This is a genomic window from Dietzia sp. NPDC055877, from assembly GCF_053615975.1.
In genome coordinates, this window is the sequence record NZ_JBSHCV010000001.1 from 359,289 (window position 1) to 378,729 (window position 19,441).

Annotated in this window: 15 protein-coding genes; 8 read left to right on the plus strand and 7 right to left on the minus strand. The window is 71.8% G+C overall.

The genetic code is table 11. The annotated features are described in order from the left end of the window. Nucleotides 1-12: 12 nt before the first annotated feature. Together ACWGLC_RS01695 and ACWGLC_RS01700 are read right to left on the minus strand one after the other, a co-directional pair. The gene (locus ACWGLC_RS01695; protein ID WP_452098286.1) at nt 13-1,278 is read right to left on the minus strand and encodes an MFS transporter; all 1,266 of its coding nucleotides are present in this window, start codon (nt 1,276-1,278) and stop codon (nt 13-15) included. A gap of 8 nt (nt 1,279-1,286) precedes the next feature. Continuing rightward, nucleotides 1,287-1,919, minus strand: coding sequence for a YqgE/AlgH family protein (locus ACWGLC_RS01700; protein ID WP_230929679.1), 633 nt, complete (start codon nt 1,917-1,919; stop codon nt 1,287-1,289). Between the two features lie 86 nt (nt 1,920-2,005). Between ACWGLC_RS01700 and ACWGLC_RS01705 the strand changes: the two genes are divergently transcribed. Then, entirely contained in the window at nt 2,006-3,406 is a 1,401-nt protein-coding gene (locus ACWGLC_RS01705) for an MFS transporter (RefSeq protein ID WP_452098287.1), read from the plus strand. On the opposite strand, the gene ACWGLC_RS01710 is transcribed toward ACWGLC_RS01705, so the two are convergent. From ACWGLC_RS01710 to ACWGLC_RS01720, 3 genes are all read right to left on the minus strand, one after another. Then, a complete protein-coding gene (locus ACWGLC_RS01710; protein WP_452098288.1) occupies nt 3,362-4,516 on the minus strand; it encodes a hypothetical protein in 1,155 nt (384 codons plus the stop codon). The two genes, ACWGLC_RS01705 and ACWGLC_RS01710, sit on opposite strands and share 45 nt — an antisense overlap. Before the next feature lie 144 nt (nt 4,517-4,660). Then, nucleotides 4,661-5,959 (minus strand): glycosyltransferase 87 family protein, encoded by a 1,299-nt coding sequence (locus ACWGLC_RS01715; RefSeq protein WP_452098289.1) that lies wholly within the window; start codon nt 5,957-5,959, stop codon nt 4,661-4,663. Next, nucleotides 5,956-7,506, minus strand: a complete 1,551-nt coding sequence (locus ACWGLC_RS01720) for a CCA tRNA nucleotidyltransferase (RefSeq protein WP_452098371.1) — start codon at nt 7,504-7,506, stop codon at nt 5,956-5,958. Before ACWGLC_RS01720 ends, ACWGLC_RS01715 begins: the two co-directional genes overlap by 4 nt. A 177-nt stretch (nt 7,507-7,683) precedes the next feature. On the opposite strand from ACWGLC_RS01720, the gene ACWGLC_RS01725 reads away from it, so the two are divergent. After that, on the plus strand, nt 7,684-8,748 hold the full coding sequence (locus ACWGLC_RS01725; protein ID WP_452098290.1) for a DUF3039 domain-containing protein: 1,065 nt from the start codon (nt 7,684-7,686) through the stop codon (nt 8,746-8,748). Between the two features lie 12 nt (nt 8,749-8,760). Here ACWGLC_RS01725 and ACWGLC_RS01730 read toward each other — a convergent pair whose 3' ends face one another. Beyond that, nucleotides 8,761-9,183 carry a helix-turn-helix domain-containing protein gene (locus ACWGLC_RS01730; RefSeq protein ID WP_452098291.1) on the minus strand — a complete coding sequence of 141 codons (423 nt, stop codon included), beginning with the start codon at nt 9,181-9,183 and terminating at the stop codon, nt 8,761-8,763. 66 nt (nt 9,184-9,249) lie between these two features. Then, entirely contained in the window at nt 9,250-9,591 is a 342-nt protein-coding gene (locus ACWGLC_RS01735; protein ID WP_452098292.1) for a putative quinol monooxygenase, read from the minus strand. A 99-nt stretch (nt 9,592-9,690) separates the two neighbouring features. Here ACWGLC_RS01735 and ACWGLC_RS01740 point away from each other — a divergent pair, with 99 nt between their 5' ends. The 6 genes from ACWGLC_RS01740 to sigM all read left to right on the plus strand — a co-directional run bounded on the left by ACWGLC_RS01740 (nt 9,691) and on the right by sigM (nt 19,424). Continuing rightward, nucleotides 9,691-10,755, plus strand: coding sequence for an alpha/beta hydrolase (locus tag ACWGLC_RS01740; protein ID WP_452098293.1), 1,065 nt, complete (start codon nt 9,691-9,693; stop codon nt 10,753-10,755). Between the two features lie 125 nt (nt 10,756-10,880). Further along, complete coding sequence (locus tag ACWGLC_RS01745; RefSeq protein WP_452098294.1) at nt 10,881-12,251, plus strand: NUDIX hydrolase; 1,371 nt, start codon at nt 10,881-10,883, stop codon at nt 12,249-12,251. Continuing rightward, nucleotides 12,248-14,944, plus strand: coding sequence for a hypothetical protein (locus ACWGLC_RS01750; RefSeq protein ID WP_452098295.1), 2,697 nt, complete (start codon nt 12,248-12,250; stop codon nt 14,942-14,944). The genes ACWGLC_RS01745 and ACWGLC_RS01750 overlap by 4 nt, the downstream gene beginning before the upstream one ends. After that, on the plus strand, nt 14,941-16,788 hold the full coding sequence (gene murJ / locus ACWGLC_RS01755) for a murein biosynthesis integral membrane protein MurJ (protein ID WP_452098296.1): 1,848 nt from the start codon (nt 14,941-14,943) through the stop codon (nt 16,786-16,788). Before ACWGLC_RS01750 ends, murJ begins: the two co-directional genes overlap by 4 nt. 89 nt (nt 16,789-16,877) lie before the next feature. Next, nucleotides 16,878-18,758 carry a protein kinase family protein gene (locus ACWGLC_RS01760; protein WP_452098297.1) on the plus strand — a complete coding sequence of 627 codons (1,881 nt, stop codon included), beginning with the start codon at nt 16,878-16,880 and terminating at the stop codon, nt 18,756-18,758. Between the two features lie 48 nt (nt 18,759-18,806). Then, a complete protein-coding gene (sigM, locus tag ACWGLC_RS01765) occupies nt 18,807-19,424 on the plus strand; it encodes an RNA polymerase sigma factor SigM (RefSeq protein ID WP_452098298.1) in 618 nt (205 codons plus the stop codon). Nucleotides 19,425-19,441: the final 17 nt, after the last annotated feature.

The window sequence follows — 19,441 nt, forward strand, 5'->3', positions numbered from 1 at the left end:
ACCGGGCGCCGGTCAGTCCCTGCGCTGGTCCGCACGCGGCACGAGCGGGATCGCCACCGCCGCGATCACGGCCGCGCCGGCGAACACCGGCCAGTAACCGAACGCCTCGATCACGGCAGCGATCAGGGGAGTCGCCAGCGACATCGTCACGAACTGCGAGGTGTTCTGCACCCCGAGCGCGCGCCCGGCCCACCGCGGCCCGGCGTACTCGGCCACGGCGGTGAAGGCCAGGCCGTTGTCCGAGACGGACAGGACGGTGGCCACCACGCCGAGCGTCACGGCCACCGCACCGGGCGCGCCGAGCGCCTCGGCCACGGCGAGCGCCGCAAGGCCGGCGGTCACCGAGATAGCCACGCCACGAATGGGTCTCATCCGTGATCCGACCCTGTCCGACACAGCTCCGGCCACGATCCGGGCGGCGGCCCCGAGGATCTGGCTCACGGTCACCACGACACCCGCGGACACCGCTGACCACCCGTGCCCGAGCACGAGCCACGCCAGCAGGAACGACTGCAGCATCCCCTGTGGCAACACCAGCAGCACCGAGACGCCGTGTACGCGCTGCAGGTAGTCCGCGCCGCGATAGGGCGAGCGGTCGGCCGTCGCGGTCGCACCACTCGCCGGGGCGCCCGATGCGCGGCCAGGCGACACCCCGGCGGGGTCGAGGTCGGTGGGCAGGCGAGGCGAGGTCGGGGCGGCAGGCGGGTCGGTGACGACGACGAAGGCCGCCACCGCCGAGACGACCGCCATCGCCAGGGGCATCGCGAAGGCCGCCGCCAGGCCGTACGACTGCGCCAGCAGCGGCATGGTCATCGCGGCGATGGCGGCCCCTACCGGCTGCGACATCTGCCGGATGCCCATGGCGAGCCCACGACGGTGCGGTGGGAACCACCCCACCACCAGACGTCCGCTCGCGGAGTTCCCGGAGGCGGTCGCCGCTCCGGCGAGCAGGAGGAACACCGCCATCGCTCCGAACGAATGGGTGAACAGGAGAGCGGTGAGTGCCGCGGCGGCGGCGACCGAGCCGGAGACCAGCACCACTTTCTCACCGGCGCGGTCGACGAGCCAGCCCCACGCGATCAGCGCCAACGCCATGCCCACGGACGGCATCGCCACAAGCACGCCGGCCCGGGACAACGACATTCCCATGTCGGTGTTGAGGTGGGGGAGCAGGAAGCCGACGCCCACCACGAACGCCGACCCGGACGCGGCGACGAACGTCGCGACCGCCAGGATCAGCCAGGTCCGAGCCGTCACCGGCGCCGCTTCGGTGCTCACGGTCGCGTTCAGTTCACGTCTCCGTCGTCCACGTATGTCGCGTACAGCGGCAGCGGCATGTCCTGACGCCGGAGTACCGCGCCCCACACGTCGACCCGCGCGGGGGCCAGCAGGTCGCTGGGGAGACTGGGCGCCACGTACCAGTCGCCGCGGTCGAGCTCGTCCTGCAGCTGTCCCGGTGCCCAGCCGGTGTAGCCGACGAACACGCGCATCCCGTCGATCCGATCGCGCAGCAGGTCGGGGTCGCTGTCCAGGTCCACCACGTGCACCCGACCCTCGATCTGTTGCAGCCCGGGGTTACGCGAGAGGTCGACGCCCGCGGAGAGCACGACCAGCGCGATCCCGGTGTCGGGTTTGACGGGCCCGCCGACGTGGAAGACCGGCGGCGCCGCGCACAGGTCGGCCCACCCGGGCAGGATCGTCTCGACATCGGTCTCGCTGGCCCGGGTGATCACCACGCCGAGCGAGCCGGAATGGTCGTGCTCGATCACGTAGATGATGGCCCGCCGGAAGTTGGGGTCGGGCATGTCGGGCGCGGCGATGAGCAGTGATCCGGCCATCGGGTCGCGTTTGTCCAGCGCGTCGTAGAGGCGGTCGCCGAAGAGGCCACCGCCGCCCAGATCGTCCGGTCCCGTGTCCATGCCCCCATGATGCCCCTGCGACCGCGCTCCCACACCCGCGTCCCCTCGAACGGGTCTCGCCGCGGGTTCCTGGATACCGTGAGTGGGTGACCTCCCTGTCCGCCGATCCGGCCGAGCCCTCGGAATCGGTCGAGCCTCCGCGCGGCCGCCTGTCCGCAGGCCTTCGTGAATCCGACGGCCTGGGCCGGTTGTCCACCGCGCGGCTGGCCGCCCTGCTCAGCGAGGGAATCCACCAGGCCGCTCTCGGCGGGGTCGTGCTGTTCAGCCCGGAGGCCGCGACCACGCCGGCCGCGATCGCCGGCGGGTTCGCGGTGATGCTGCTGCCGTACTCGATCGTCGGCCCGTTCGCGGCCGCCGCCCTGGATCGATGGGACCGACGGGTGGTCGTGGCCGTCGCGGCCCTGGTCAGGACCCTGGCGATCGTCGCGACCATCGTCCTCATCGCCGCCGGAGCGGTGCGGACCGGCACGGGTCTCGCAGCACTGTTCGGACTCTCGCTGGTCGCGATCGGCCTCGGCCGCCTCATCAACACGGGGATGACCGCGGCCATGCCCAAGGTGGTGCCCGATCGCATTCTCGCCGCCACCAATTCGGTTCTGGTCACCGCGGGGTCGGTGATCACGGCGGTCGGTGCCGTCGCCGCGTTCGCCGTGCTCGCCGTACTGGGCGCCGGCGACGCCGCCGTGTCTTGGACACTGGCGCCGTCGGTGATCACGGCGCTGGTGGGGGTGTGGGCGATCCTGGCGCTGCCACGCCGCCACCTGGGACCCGACGACGACGAGATCGGCCGACACGACGATGCCCGCACGGCCCGCGATGCTGTCCGGGCATTCGGCGGCGGACTTGCCGAGGGCGTCCGGGCGGCGCGGTCCTCGCCGCTCGTGTGGGTGTCGTTGACCGGGGTGACACTCGGCCGGGCCGCATTCGGTATCACCACGATGCTGGCGATCCTGCTCCTGCGTGACGTGGAATCCGCCAGCGCGGGTGGTGGCCCGGTCATCGCCGGAATGGGCGGCTTCGGACTGATGTCCGCCACGGTGGCGGCCGGAATGGGCGTGGCCGCGGCCGTGGCCCCGTGGGCCATGGCCCGCGCCCGCCGGATCCTCGTCGTGGCCGCAGGGGCCGTTCTGGCCGCGAGCGCCCAGGCCGTGGTGGGCCCGACACTGAACCCCACCGCACTCGTGCTCGGCGCGATCGCGATCGGACTGGGGACGCAGGTGGTCAAGCTCGTCGCCGACAACGCGATGCAGACCGACGTGCCCGATACCCGGCGCGGCGGGATCTTCGCGTTGCAGGATGCGTTGTTCAACTCGGCGTTCGTCGTGGGAATGGTCGCGGTGCTGCCAGTGGTGCCGGCGGACGGGCGTTCGGTGTCGTTGATGCTGGTCCCGGCGGTGCTGTACGGGGTCTCCGCGACGATCGCGGTAGTGGTTGCCACGCGCTCAGAGGCCGAGCGATCCGGCGGCCAGCGAGCCACCGCCCACTGAACCGCCCCCGACAGAGCCGCCACCCACCGAGCCCACGCCCACGGATCCGCCGCCGACAGACCCTCCACCGACCGAGCCACCGGCAACAGAGCCGCCACCGACCGAGCCCGCACCCACTGAGCCGGCCGCAGCCGAGCCCGCAGCGGCGGAGCCGGCGGCAGCCGAACCGGCCGCGGCGGAACCCGCGACCGCACCGTGGTCGATGCCGCCGAGTGCGCCCGCGTCGAGGGAGCCCACCTCTACATGCGGGAGTTCGACGTGGGGGAGCTCGATGTTCGGCAGCTCCAGGGCGGGCGGATCGAAGGGCAGGGCCGCGTCGAGGAGGCCGTCGCCGTCGATGTCCGTCACCGACATCCAGCCGTCATCACTGTCCACGGTGATCGAGCCGTCGTCCTCGATGACCGGCTCAGCGGGCTCGGAGACCGTGCCTCCCTGGACCGGCGGCGGGGTGTGGGCCGCAGGGGGCGGGCCCGGCTCGGGCTCGACCACCGGGGGAGCGAACCAGCGGGACGAGTCGCCGATCGCCGCCGATCCGCTCTCCAATCCGCCGATCGCATCCGCGAGGAGTGATCCCCAGTCCGGCAGGTGCCCGAGCGACTCGGATCCCGTGGCCAGCGCGCCCTCGAAGCCGCCCCCTCCGGCATCGGCGAGTGCGGACCCGGCCGCCATCGAACCTGCTGCCAGCGAGCCGGCCCCCACCGAGCCCAGACCGACGGACCCGCCGCCCACGGACCCCACGCCGACCGAGCCACCACCTACCGAACCACCACCCACCGAGCCACCGCCGACAGAGCCGGCGCCCAGCGAACCCGCACCGGCAGAGCCGGCCCCGACCGAGCCCGCGGCGAGCGCACCGGCCCCGCCCGCGTAGGCGTTCCACACGCCCCGGCCGCCGTCATCGGCGTAGACCGCCTGGACCTCGGCGCCGACGTCCGTCACCACCCGATCGGCGATACCGTCGAGATCCGGATCCCACAGGGCATCGTCCGAGTGACCGTCGCCGTCGAAGTCCAACCACAGGGCGTCCGCGGCACCGGTGCCGAGGGTGAAGTCGGGCTCGCTCTGCCACTGCGTCGGCTCAGCGACGCCATCTCCGAAGAAGTAATCCATGTCCCGAATCGTGTCGCGGCCGCAAGCTCCGGACCAGCCCCGATTCTGGATCTGTGGAATGCGGAGCGGTTATCCACAGATGCGCGGCACCCCTTGACAGACGACCGGGCGGGGTCGGGACCGAGAGGATCGGTGCCCGGTGGGTCAGCGCGCGACGGCGTGGTCGAGCAGCGCCGACCTGGCGGGATCCCCGCCCAGGTCCGGCCGGCCGAGCCGGAACGCCCGGACGCCCATGACGACGAGCAGGATCAGCCCCCAGATCAGATACGAGTTGCCGATCAGATGCGCGATCGGACCCCAGCCGAGCTCGGCGTCGGCGTGGTTGGGGAACCACCACTGCGGGGTGGTCAGGAAGATCAGAAGTCCACTGATGCCCAACGCCAGCCAGATCCGCTCACCGTTGCGATCGCCGCCGTCCCCGGCACTACCGCGGGCCGCACGATCCGCCCACACCAGGGTGAGCACCACCGCCGGCACGGCCCACACCCAGTGGTGGCCCCACGACACCGGCGAGCAGAAGAGCGCCACGGTGCCCACCGCGATCGCCGCCGCGACCTCCTGGCCGGCCCGCAGCAACCGCCACGCGACCCACGCGATACCGAGCCCGATCACGCACGAGACTCCGAACCACACCACGGACGCAGCGGTGTCCTCGAGACCGATCCGGTGCACGAATCCGTTGACCGACTGGTTTGACGTGAACGCCAACCCGCCGATCCGGCCCGGATCGCGGATCGCGAACGTCCAGTAGCGGACCGAGTCGTCGGGGGCCAACAGGTGCCCGATGCCGGTGAACGCCAGCGCGGACACGATCGCGGTGGCCAGCCCCCGCCAGTCTCGCCGTAGGAAGAAATAGAGCAGGAAGACCGCCGGCGTGAGCTTGATGGCCATCGCCAACCCGACCAGCGTGCCTGACCACCAGCGCCCGCGGCCGCGGATCACGTCGACCAGCACCAGTGCCATCAGAAAGACGTTGACCTGCCCGAACCCGATGGTCTCGCGCACCGGTCCGAACCACATCGCGACCGCCATCACGGCGAGCGTGATCCACCACAGCTGGGCGACCGGCCGGTCGCAGGTGCGGGTGAGGACCAGTTGCACGACGAACGCCAGCACGATCAGCGTCGCGAGCGTGATGAGCACCGATGCCACGGGCAGCGGCACCAGCGTGAGCAGGGAGAAGATCTGCGCGGACAGCGGGGGATAGGTGAAGGGCAGGTGCGCGCCCTCCCCCAGCTGCGGCAGTTCGCCGTACAGGTCACCACCATCGCGGAAGACCTGCCCGCCGACGCGGTAGACGTCCAGGTCGATGCGGTAGGGCGGGAGTTTCTGCAGGCCCGGGATGCCGATGGTGTGCACGAAAGTGCCCAGGAGGGCGACGACGACGACGATCGCCCGCGCCACCGTCGACGAGAGGTAGCGGTCGACCGCGTTGCCGATCATTCCGAGTCACCCTTCTGACGGTCGGCGGCATCCGCCCCGCCCGCGTCTGCTCCGCCGTTCTGTTCCGCCCACCAGCGCAGGAGTTCGGCCTCGGCCTCGTCCCGGTCGAGCGGTCCGCGGTCCAGCCGCAGTTCCTTGAGGAACCCCCAGGCGCGGCCGACGTCCGGTCCCGGTCCCAGATCGAGGAGTTCCATGATCTCGTTGCCGTCGAGGTCCGGGCGCACCCTGGCCAGATCCTCCTTCTCCTCGATCTCCGAGATCCGGTTCTCCAGAGAGTCGTAGGTGGCCTGCAGCTTGGCCGCGCGCCGCTTGTTGCGCGTCGTGCAGTCGGCGCGCACGAGCCGGTGCAGGCGGGGAAGCAGATCGCCGGCATCCGAGACGTAGCGCCGCACCGCCGAGTCCGTCCACTGGCCGTCGCCGTAACCGTGGAACCGCAGGTGCAGAAACACCAGGCCGGAGACGTCCTCGACCATCTGCCGCGAGTACTTGAGCGTGCGCATCCGCTTGCGGACCATCTTGGCGCCCACCACCTCGTGGTGATGGAACGTCACGCCGCCGCCCGGCTTGGCCGCGCGGGTGGCCGGCTTTCCTATGTCATGCAGCAGGGCGGCCCAGCGCAACACCAGGTCCGGGCCCTCCGGCTCGAGGTCGATCGCCTGCTTGAGCACGGTCAGCGAATGCCAGTACACGTCCTTGTGCTGCATGTGCTCGTCGCGCTCGAGTTTCATACCAGGGACCTCGGGCAGCACATGGTCGGCCAGCCCGGTCTCGCACAGCATGTTGATCCCGTCGACCGGGTAGTCGCCGAGGATCATCTTGTCGAGCTCGACCCGCACCCGCTCGACGGTGATCCTGTCGATCTCCGCCGTCATCTCGGTCATGGCCCGGAAGACGCGCGGCGCGAGGGTGAAGCCCAGCTGGGAGACGAATCGACAGGCCCGCAGCATGCGCAGCGGGTCGTCGGCGAACGACTGCTCCGGGGTGGCCGGGGTGTCGAGCACACCCACCAGGAGGGCGTCCATCCCGCCCAGCGGGTCGACGAACTCGTGTCGCCCGTCGGGGAACAGCCGCACCGCCATGGCGTTGACCGTGAAGTCGCGCCGGACCAGGTCGCCCTCGAGCGTGTCACCGAACACGACCTCGGGATTGCGGCTCACGCCGTCATAGGTATCGGCACGGTAGGTGGTGATCTCGATCTGCTGCTCGATCCCGGACTCGTCCCGCTTCACCGCCGACAGGGTCCCGAACTCTATGCCGGTGTCCCAGACCGCGTCGGCGTACTCGTCGAGGATCGTGCGGACCACATCCGGACGGGCATCGGTGGTGAAGTCCAGGTCCGCGCCCAGCCGACCCAGCACCGCGTCCCGGACGCTGCCGCCGACCAGGTACAGGTCGTGCCCGGCCTCACCGAACGCCTTCGCGAGTGGCGACACCACGTCGGTCAGGTCATTGATCGTGCTCTGGGCACCGGCCAGGAGCCGCAGGCGGCGGGCCTCGAGCTCCTCCGCATTGGTGGGATCAGCCGCAGCACCCGGCCCGTCCTGCAAGCCCGAGAACACCGCGGCGTCATGTCGGTCGGAGAGGGCGCGGCGGTCGGGGGAAGGATCTCGGGCTGTCACAGCGCAGACTTTACCGAGTCACCCCGCCAGCTCCCGTTCCGTGCCTGAAGCAGCGGTAGTCGCATGGGTGCACTAGCCGCCATGGACAGTGGGTACCGTTTCTTTATGACCGAAGTTCGACCGACGCTCGAGGTGCTGAAAGAGCTGGAGAAGAGAGAGCTCCTTCCGCCGACCACGGCCAAGGCGCTGCGGCACGCCCGGAAGGTCGAGGACCCCGCAGCCAAGATGCGACTGTTGGCCGAGCTCGAATTGTCGTCCCTCGACATCCCGCTTCTGCGTGATGCACGGTCGCGGTTCTCTACCGGACGCCCCGACCGCCAAGACGAGATGACCGCCAAGGCCGGGCAGACGATCTACGAGGTCCGCGACCACAGCTCCGCGGGGTGGCGAGGTGCGGTGGTAGCTCCTGACGACGACTGCGCCTGGCTCGTCTACTTCGATGCCCATGACCGCTATCACAGCGCGGGGCCCACCACGATCAACACTAAGTCCAAGAACAATAAACTCGGGCCCAGCGCACTCGACCGCCGGATCCGCGGCCTCGAGCGCGATATCCGCCAGTCATCCCAGGCGCGCGCCGACCTGCTCGGCGCTCTCGTCGATTCACTGATCGCCTCGTCCCACACGACCGCCCGTGTGGTTGTCGAGACGCCGACCCGATTTGCCAGCGCACCCCTGTCTGTCCAGGTGACCGAGGCTCTGGACCCGGAGTGGGATCCCGTCGACGCCCATGAACAGGTGGGCGATCTCGTAGTGCGGATCGGGTTCGGATCGAGCGGGAGCGCCATCCGCGACGAGCTCATCCGGACCTGTGTGCCCTTTCTCCAGCCGGACAGTTCAATGCGGGAGTCAATCATCCGCGACGAGTTGATAGTCCAAATCCTCGTGACCCGGGCCAGCCTCATGCAGCTCCTTGCGACCGAGCGGCCACTACTCCCGGTCGAAGACCGCAAGCCACCCCCGCCGACGACACTGCATTACACGGCTAAGTGGAGCCTGACGGAAGCCTTTGTCACAGGACGGGCCGTCCGCGCGGTGTGCGGTCAGTGGTGGGTGCCTGTCGGTGACGAGTCCACCCACGCGGCCCTTCCGCTGTGCCCCGAGTGCGAGCAGGAAACCCCGTTCGCACAAACGGCACGGGATCTCATTCTCCGCCTCGGCAAGGACTAGAGATAGTCCAGATCAAAGCGCGTCCAGCTCCTCCTGCTCGGTCCCCGACAGCGGCAGGTCCTGCGCAACTCCGCCTCCACTGATCGCATTGGCGACGAGCTCCGCACCGGCCTCACGTGCAGCCATGAACTCTCGGAGATCCGTCATCTTGATCCGCCGGTGCGTTCCGACGCGGTAGAACCGCAGGTCCCCGCGATCCATGAACGACAACAGGTGCGGACGACTCATCTTGAGAAGCTCTGCCGCCTGATTGGGACTGAGTTCCGCATCGTCGGCCACCAAGCCGATGTCCGCCCCGCGCGCAGTCGCCGCGAGAACGTTCTGCAAGAACACCGACAGCGGAGAGTCCTGGTCGGCCGCGATGAACTTCTCCGCACGCCGACGATCGTCATCAGAGATCGAGGTGGCGGAAATGGTGGCAGCTGTCAGTGACATGAGGAACTCTCCAACGGTATTAAGTGTAATAACTGTAACTTCCGGGGGAAGGCCTGGCAAGTGTCCTCAGTCGGCGCCGCTCCCCGGCCCGGGCTCCTTGGACCACAGCGGCTCGACCGGCTCGACCTCCGGCGGCCCGCTCAACAGATGCCGGGACTCCTCGAGGTACCGCAGGTAGGCCGGGTTCCCGAGGAACTGCTGGGCCGCCGCGGCGTCCCGGTAGTGCTGGAAGATCAGCAGCTCGTCAGGATCCGAGTACGAGGCACACAGCACGTAGGCCACATGACCGTCGTTCTCGGTCACCGCCTCCGGCATGTTCCTGCGCCACGCCTCGATCAATTCGTTCCGCTTGCCCGAAATGGCGCGGTGGCGAAGGACCAGGGCGTGCGCCGGGGGAGCGGAACTCATACTTCGGACTCTAGCCGTACTGACCACGGACGTTGTGTCGCCGTTCGCCATGACGAGACGGGGTACGACCCCCAGGGGTCTGCAACTAGAGTGACGGGTGTGTCTCGTCGTCGTACTTCTCTCCTCCCGGTTCCCACCACCGTCGCGGTCACCGTGGCGGCGTCCCTCGCCCTGACCGGCGCAGGTCTGCCCGCCGCCGGCGCGCAGTCCGCCCGCGGCGTCGACACTTCGACGGCGCTCGGCTTCACCACCTCACCGCGCCCCACCGCGGCGCCGCCGGCCGACACCTCCCGGCCGCAGCTCCTGCGCGTCCAGCCGATCGAGGGCCGCAAGGTTCTCGCCGACGTGTGGTCGCCGTCCATGAACAAGGCCGTGCCCACCTTCCTGGTACTCCCGCCGAACCCCGGGCCGGCGCCGCTCCTGCTCCTACTCAACGGCGTCGGCGGCGGCGAGGATCACGTCGGCTGGGCCTATCACACGGATTACCAGGACTTCTTCGCCGACAAGCAGGTCCTCGTGGCCAGCCCCGAGGGCGGGCGCTTCAGCCTCTACACCGACTGGCAGCGGCCCGACCCGGTGCTCGGCGTGAACCGGTGGCACACCTTCCTCGACGACGAGCTGCCCGCCGCCCTCGCCAGCGGATACGCCCTGAACGGCACCCGCGGGGTGATCGGCGTGTCCATGTCGGGCGGGCCCGCGCTGACGCTCGCCGCGACCAGCCGGCACCACTACGCGGCGGCGGCCTCGCTCTCCGGGTTCCCGGAGGTCTCCACCCCGTTCGGCCGCGCCGCCATGACCGCGATGGTCGGCCGCGGCGGCGGCAACGTCCTCAACGCGTGGGGCCCGCCCGGCGACCCGGCGTGGGTGATCAACGACCCGTCCCACGACGTCGAACGACTCCGCGGCACCGCGCTGTACCTGGCGTCCGCGCCCGGTAACCCCGGCCCCAACGACCAGCCGGAGATCGGCTCGGCGACCTTCTCCATCGGCGCCGGGACCGAGCTCGCCTCCGACCTGGGGACCCGCCACATGGCCGAGGCGCTGCGGACGGGCGGCGTGCCGTTCACCTACGACCGATACGACAACGGCGCCCACACGTTCGCCCTGTTCAATCGGGAGCTGCGGGATTCGTGGCGGGTGGTCGGGCCGGCGCTGGGCGCCTGAGATCCCGGCCCGGGCCGCGGCCGAACCGGCGAGCGTATCGGGCATCCGCGCGCGCGGATGATGCGTTCGTGTGACCCACCGGCCGGGATTGCCGAACCTCAGACCGTGGCCGGTAGCATCGATGGGTGTCCGAAGCCGATCATCCCTCCGAACCGCGTGCCAACGCGTCGCGGCGGCGCCGTGCCCGTCGGCCCGCAGGTCCGGGAACGGGCGGCGGTAATTCCGCAGTTCAGCGCACCGATCGCGGCTCCGGTTCGGGCGGCGGGGGCCAGCGTCCGCACCAAGGCGAGAAGAAGAACCCGTCCGCACAGAACTCCTCCGGCGGTTCCGCGCAGCAGTCCGGCAAGGGTGACCAGCCGGGCAAGGGCGGCCAGTCCGGCAAGGGCGCCTCGTCCGGCGCGGGCGCGGACGGACAGCCACGACAGGGGCGGCGGCGTCGGCGCGGCGGTCGGGGCCGTCGCGGTGGCCGCGGCCAGAACCGCCCGCTCGACACCCAGAAGCAGCAGGGTGGCGACAGTACCCACACGGTGAAATCCGGCGACGGCACCGCGGGCGCGACCTCCCGCCAGAGCGGCCGGCACCCCCGCAACTCCAACCGGCCCAAGGCTGGCTCGGGCTCGGGCTCAGCCCAAGCCGCCTCCGCCAGCACCACCCGGTCGGGTCCGCCCGCGCGCTCCGGCGCCAAGGCCGGCGCCAAGCCCGGTGGTAAGAACACCGGCAAGAATCCCCGCGGCGGGCGTGGGGGAGGGCGGCACCCGCGCAGCGGCCAGCGCCTGCGCACGGTCCTGGAGACCTCGGCCGGCGGCCTCGTCGTGCGCGGCCTCGCGCGGGCCGGGGGCGTCGAGCCCGATCCGGATCTGTCGCTGCTGGAGGTCGCGCTCATCGGTCGGCTCGACCGGCGCGGCCGCATGCTGTGGTCGATGCCCAAGGGGCATATCGAGCCGGACGAGACCGTGGCGGAGACTGCCCGGCGCGAGGTGCTCGAGGAGACGGGCGTTGACGGAACGGTCCTGGCTCCGCTCGGCACGATCGACTACTGGTTCGTGGCCGAGGGCCGCCGCATCCACAAGACGGTCCACCACCACCTCATCCGGTTCGACCACGGCGAGCTGTGCGACGAGGACCCGGAGATCACCGAGGTCGCGTGGGTGCCGTTCGAGGATCTGCCGCGGCGGCTGGCCTACCCGGACGAGCGTCGCCTGGTGGAGACCGCGCGGACGCTGCTGCCGGACCTCGCCCGCGCCGAACTCGCCGGGCGGAACCCCGGGGCCGGGGCCGCGCAGGTGGTCGATCCGTCGCGTCGCGCCGACGGACCCGAGCCGGTGCGGCACTCCGGACGCGGCCACGGCAGTCCCGCCGGCGCCCAGAACAACCGCAACAACGCCCGGCACGACGGCGGTGGCGGTGGCGGCGGCGGGCGCCGCGGTAAGCCGCACCCCCGGGTGCCCCGACCGTCCGCCTCCCGCGACGACGCGCCGGAGGAGTCGACGCCGTGACCCGCAGTCCGGGAGCGCGCGTCGTCCGGGCGCTCGTCCCGGTGACGCTCAGCGCCGCCCTGGCCGCGGCGCCCCTGTGGGGCGTGTCGCCGATCCCCTCCGCGCAGGCGATCACCCCGGAACAGGCGACGGCCGCGGGCTACATCCCCAACCCGGCCCCCGCGTTCGCGCGCATCGCGATCGACGAGATCACCCCGCGCGTGCTGGCCGGCAACACCTCCGGCGGCGGCATGGCGGCCGGCACGGAATCCGGCGTGCCGGTGGTGACGGTGTCCGGCACGGTGACCAATGTCGGTGACACTCCTCTCGAGGCCGTGGACGTGCGGCTCCAGCGTGGCCCCCGCGCCACCGACGCGTCGGCGGCGCGCGATGCGCTCGTGTGGTCCGAGCCGTCGTTCGGGGTGCGTGGCGAGTTCGAGCGGGTGTCGGAGTCGCTGGCCCCGGGGGAGTCGGTGCCGTTCTCCCTGTCCATGCCGGCCAGTGCCGTCCCGGGCGGAACAGACCCCGATCTGCAGCTCACGGAGCCGGGCGTCTATCCGCTTCTCGTCAATCTCAACGGCACACCGCAGGGCGCCGCCCCGGCGCGCCTCGACGACGCCCGCACCCTCCTCCCGGTGCTCGAGGCCCCACGTCCCTCGGGGCTGTCAGGGGTCGACGACGACGACGAGATCGCCCCCGCCCCACCCGCGGTGACTCCCGGACCGGCCCCCGCGTCGGTCCCGCTGACCCTCCTCTGGCCGCTGGCCTCGGCACCGACCCGGATCGCCGCGGTGCCGGGGGCGGACGGGCCGGACCCGGTGGTGATGCTCACCAACGGTTCGCTACTCGACGAGCTGTCCGACACGGGCCGGCTCACGGGTCTGGTCCGGGCGGCCGACGAGGCGTTCTCCGGGCCGGGCGGCCAGGAGCTCCGGCGCGCGACCTGCCTGGCGGTGGACCCGGACCTGGTGGGCACCGTGTCGCAGATCGCGGACGGGCGGACGGTACTGATCGACGACGGCAACGGACCCGTCGTGCCCGAGGAGGAGCGGTCCCGCTCCGGCAGGGAGGGCGAGCGCCGCCCCTCGACCCCGGCTGATCCCGGAACCGTCGCCGCCGACGCCGGGCGCTGGCTCGACGAGCTGCGGGCGCTCGCGGACGGCGGCTGCGTGGTGGCGCTGCCCACCGCGCAGGCCGATCTCGAGACCGTGGCGCAGGTCGGCTCGCCCGAGCTGACCCGGGCCGCTCTCGACCGCGGGGAGGTGATCGAACGGATCATCGGGGTAGAGCCCCTGTCGAACGTCGTGGTCCCGGCCTCGGGAACCCTCACGCCGGGGGCGGCCACCGCGCTGACGGGCCAGGGGTCCACCGCGATCGTGGCAGCGGCTTCGACCCGCACCGACACCGGGCTGATGCCGCCGCCGGGGATGGTCAGCCTGGCCGGGACGCCCGGGCAGCGGGCGTTGACGTACTCGGACACCGTCGGTTCGGCGCTGGCCGCGACCGGCGAGGTGCCGGAGAACCCCCGCTACTCGGATCCCACCACGCGGTACTGGCTGACCGCCGACTCCGCGCAGGCCCGCCTGCAGGACGCTCGCGCCAGCCTGTTGGCGCCGCTTGTGGACGTGGCCGATGCCACCCCGAGCGACGCCGGGTCCGCGGGGGACTCCGCCGCTAGCCCCGCCGGGACACTGGCCGACGCCGCCGGGGCCGCCCCGGCAGCCGGTGAGGATGCGTCGGACACCTCCGAGCCGACGACGTTCGTCCCCGGTACCCCCGCCGCCGAGGCGGTCGAGCAGGGGGTGCTGGCGGTGCCGCCGCAGGTGTGGTCGATCGACCGCGATTCCGCCGGCTCACTGCTGGAGACGCTCGGCGAGCAACTCAGCGCGGGCCGCATGCGCGCGACGCCACTGTCCGACCGGCTGAGCGGCCCCGTCACCGTGCCGGACGGCTCGCTGGCCCCGGACCCGACCGGCGCCACGGACCCCGGCGAGGTGGACCCGTTCGCCCAGGACCCGGGCGGATCGACCGCGCAGCGGCTGACCGCGGCGCTCGACGGGATCGGCACGCTGCGCTCGCTGGTCGACACCTCGGATCCCACCTCGTCGGGTGCCGCCGACCACCTCGACCCCCTCCTGGGCGACGCCCTGCGCGCGATCTCGGCGACGGGTCGGCGGGCCGGGGGAGACGGTGTGACCGTCGAATCCGGGACCGGCTCCGCGGCGCGGCTGCGTATCGTGAACCGGCTCGACCGCCTGCGCGACACCATCGACGCCTCGCTCGCCCGCGTGGACCTGCTGCCGCCGGGCAGCGTGTTCACCATGGCCAGCCCCAACAGCCCGCTGCTGCTGGTGATCCGCAACGGACTGCCGTTCCCGGTGCGAGTCGATGTCGACGTCGCCGCGCCGGAGGACCTGCACGTGGACCCCGTGGGCACGGTCCAGCTGCCGGCCGCCGGGTCGCGGACCCTCCAGGCGCCCACCCAGTCCGATGCCGGCGGTGGCGCCCGCCGCGCCGTGTCCTTCGCCCTCACCACCCCCGACGGCCGGCCGCTGTCGCAGCCGGTTGAGCTGTCCGTGCAGACCGGCGGCTACCCGGTGGCCCAGGGGTTCGCCCTCGCCGCGGCGACGCTCGCCCTCGTCCTCGGAGGCCGTCGGTACCTGCGCTACCGTCGGGGGATCCTCGATCCCGCGGATGAAGGGCACCGACCGTGAACGACGAGCAGGGTCCCCCCGAGCCCGGACTGCGCAGACCCGACCCCGGCCTCCGGGGCCGGCGGCGCGAGGCGGGCAGCAGTGTGGTGCCTTCGCGCCCCCTGGCCCCGCCGCCCGTCGCCGACTCGTTCTCCCCGGACGCCTTCTCGGCGCAACGAATGGCCCCGGCCCGCGAGGCCGCGGATCCCTCCGAGCCCCCCGGCGGCGGGATCGGCCGTCGGACACGCGACTCCTCCGACGCCTCCCTGATGCGGTCCACCGGCTCGATGGCCGTGGCCAACCTCGCCAGCCGCGTCACCGGCTTCGTGCGGATGATCCTCATCCTGACGGTGCTCGGCCCGGCCATCGCCTCGGCGTTCAACACCGCCAACACGCTTCCGAACATGATCACCGAGCTCGTCCTGGGCTCCGTGCTCACCGCCATGTTCATGCCGCTGCTGGCCAGATCCGCCCAGGAGGACCCGGACGGGGGAGTGTCGTTCATCAGACGACTACTCACCGTCACGTCGGTGTTGGCGCTGGTGGTGACGGTGATCGCGGTGGCGTGCGCGCCCCTGCTCACCGAACTGAACCTCGGCGACGGCGAGGTCAACACCTCCCTCGCCACCGCGTTCGCCTTCCTGCTGCTGCCGCAGATCTTCTTCTACGGCGTGTTCTCCGTGATGCTCGCGGTCCTCAACTACAACGGCGTGTTCAAGCCCGGGGCGTGGGCGCCGGTGTGGAACAACCTCGTGGCCATCGCCACGCTCGCCCTGTTCGCCGTGGTCGGCACCGGCATCGACGCGAACGCACCGGTGAACCTGCTCAGTCGGCCCATCCTGCTACTCGGTCTGGGCACCACCCTCGGTGTGGTCATCCAGGCCCTGGTGCTCGTCCCCGCCCTGCGCCGCGCGGGTGTCGACCTGCGTCCCCAGTGGGGCCTGGACCCCCGCATGAAGCAGTTCGGCGGGCACGCCCTGGCCGGCGTGACGTACGTGCTCGTCTCGCAGGTCGGTCTGGTCATGACCAACCGCATCGGGGCGGCCGCGGACGAGGCCGCCATCGCGATCTATCAGACCTACTGGCTCCTGCTGCAGGTGCCGTACGGGATCATCGGCGTCACCCTGCTAACCGCGATCAACCCGCGGCTCGCGGACAACGGCGTGGCCGGCCGCGACGACGCGGTGGTCCGGGACATCTCCCTCGGCACCCGCCTGTCCATGTTCGGTCTGCTGCCGATCATCGCGTTCATGACCGCGTTCGGTCCCGTCGTCGCCACCGGTTTGTTCCGCTACGGCAACTTCGACTCCCAGAGTGCCGACATCCTCGGCCTCACCCTGGCCTTCGGCGCGTTCACCCTCATCCCGTACGCGGTGGTCCTGCTGCAGCAACGCGTGTTCTACGCCCGCGAGGACTACTGGACGCCCACGATCATGATCCTGGCGATCACCGTCGTACGCGTGGTGCTGTCGTTGATCGTGCCGATGGTGGCCGACGAGCGCTCGCACGTCGTGGTCGGTCTGGCCCTGGCCAACGGCATCGGCTGGGTCGTGGGCGCGGCGGCGGGCTACATCCTGCTGCGCCGCGGCCTGGGCCCGCTGCGGGGCCGCGAGACCCTGCGCTCGGCGGCCTGGACGCTGGGCGCCTCGATCGCCGGTGCCCTGGTGGCGCTCCTGGTCGACCGGATACTGCCGATGGACGCCCTCACCGACGCGATGGGCAGCATCGGCTTCGTGATCCGCGCGGGGGTGGCCGGCGTGGTGACTCTGGTCGTGACCGGACTGATCCTGTCCCGCTCCCGACTTCCCGAGCTCGACACCGTCGCCCCCATCGTGCGCGGACTGGTGGGACGTCTGCGGCGATAGTCGATTAGGGGGCCGGGCGGTACGTACACTCGGGACGTCATAAGCGGTAGCGGCGGGCGGGCGGCCACGCCAGGCGAGGAGGGCTCCGGGTGGGCGAGAACACAGAGGGTCCGGCGCGCGGCACGCGCGGCGACGTCCCCACCCCGCCGCGACTGACGGTCGGGGGGCTCGTCGCGGGCGGCCGCTACGAGCTGCTGGAGCGCCACGGCGGGGTGGCCGGTCAGTCGTTCTGGAAGGCGCGGGACAAGCGCCTGGGCCGGACGGTCGCCCTGACGTTCGTCGATCCGCTGCCGGGGGAGACCCCGCCGGGCTCGGCGACCGGTGTGCTGGACCGGACGGTCGCGCTGACCGCCGTCTACTCCGATGGTCTCTCGCGGGTGCTCGACGTGATCCGCGGCCGCGCCGGGGGCATCGTGGTGACCGAGTGGATCCCCGGCACGAGCCTGGCCGCCGCCGTCGCGAACCCTGACCCCGGCTCCGCCGTCGGCGCGGTGTGGGGGCTGTCCGATGCCGCGACGCACACCGAGGAGGCGAACCTGGCCCTGGGCCTGGACTCCCCGGACCGGGTGCGCCTCACCGAGGACGGGCGCGCCGTCCTGGCCTTCCCCGGCGTGACCGCCGACGTCGACGCACGCAGCGACGTCCGCGGATTGGGCGCCGTGCTGTACGCACTGCTCACCGGGGCGTGGCCCGTGGAACTTCCGGAGGGCACCGACGGGCACGAGCACGTCGACGGTCGGCCGGAGGCCGCCCCACGGGACGACGACGACGAGCTCGTCGACCCGACAGTCGTCAACCCGGATGTGCCGCCCGAGTCGGCGGTGCTGGCCATGCGCTCGCTCGACGGGTCGGCGGTGAGCTCGGCGGCCACCGTGCGGTCGATGGTCACCGACCGCACCGGCGGGCCGGTTCGGGCCCACCGCTCCGCGGCCGCCGGGGCCGCAGGTGTCGCCGGAGTCGCGAGTGTCGCGGGTGTCACTGGTGTCGCGGCCGGTGCGCGCGCCGCGGGCCTCGGGGGCCACGCCGGGGCGACGACGCCGGCCGCCACATCCGCATCCGCGTCCGGAGGGTCCGCGGGCGCGTACCCCGGGTCCTCGGCGGGTGCCGGGGGAGTGGGCGGGGACGCGGCGGCGGCCTCGTCGTCGTCGTCCTACCCCCCGGGGGCCGGATCCTCCTCGCCGCAGGATCCGGACCTGGGTTTCCCCGCGGACACCTCTGAGCGGTCCTGGTCCGACACGGCCGACGAGCCGGATCCGGATGTGCTGCGACGCCGCTGGCAGATCATGGCCGGTGCCGGCGCGGTGGCCGTGGTGGCCATCGTGCTGCTGTCGGTCTGGATGCTCGGCGCCCTCGGCAACGACCGGAACAACACGCCGCTCTCGCAGCAACTCGACGCGATCGAACGCGCCGCTCAGGCCAGCCGTTCCTCCGAGGCCGCGGCGCCGCCCGCCGAGGACGAGGGGACCGGTGGCTCCGGGGCCGACAGCGCCGAGAAGCAGGACGAGGCATCCCTGAGTCCCCTCCCGGTCACGACCGTCACCTCGTGGCAGCCGGCGTCATCCAACGGCACCGCGGAGAACTCGTCGAGCGCCCCGAACGTGATCGACGGCAACCCCTCGACCTCGTGGTCGACCGACACCTACCGCAACCAGTTCGGCAACTCGGCGTCGTCGTACAAGGCGGGCATCGGCCTGATGTTCACGCTCGACAGCGCCGAGAAGGTGCGGGAGCTCGAGATCTCCGCCGACGAGGACATCCGCTTCGAGATCCGGGCCGCCGAGAGCGCCTCGCCCACCTCCCTCGACGACACCACGCGCCTGGGCTCCGGCCGGGTCGAGGACGGGAAGGCGACCGTGACCATCGAGGACGCCGACGAGACCGAATACCTGCTCCTGTGGATCACCCGACTCGGGACCGTGGGACCGCAGGCGTACCAGGCCGCCGTCACCGAGGTCGACGTGCTGGGCTGACCGGCGGCGGGGACGTGACCTCCCCATACGCCGCGGGGGCGGAATATCGTGACGCCCGTGAACACTGGTGCCGTCGTCGCCCCTGGTGTGCGCACCACCCGCACCCCACTGGCCGCCGACTCCCCGCTGACCGACGCCGAGTTGCTGGACGCCCACGTCACCGGCGACCCGGACGCGTTCTCCGCCCTCGTCCGCCGACACTACGACTACCTGTGGCGGCTGGCGATCCGGACGTCCTTCAACCGCGATGACGCCGCGGAGGCACTGCAGGAGGCGCTCGTCTCGGCCTATCGCCGCGCCGACTCGTTCCGGCACGCCTGCCCGGTGCAGGGCTGGCTGTACCGGATCGTCGTCAACGCCTGCCTGGACAAGATGCGGGCCCAGCGGCTGCGCACCCACAGCCAGCTCACGCCGGCACTGCACGAGCAGGTCTCCCTGCGCGACCACTTCCATCAGGATCCGGCGTACGCGATCATCGTGGCCGAGGCGCTCTCCGCGTTGCCGGGCGATCAGCGCGACGCCGTCGTCGTCGTCGACATGCTGCGGTGCTCCGTCGCCGAGGCCAGCCATCTCCTCAACGTCCCCCCAGGCACCGTCAAGAGCCGCTGCTCGCGGGGGCGCACCAAGCTCAGCGTGCTCCTCGAGGGTGTCGCGGTCACGCGCTGAGCGCGAGGCGCCGCCGC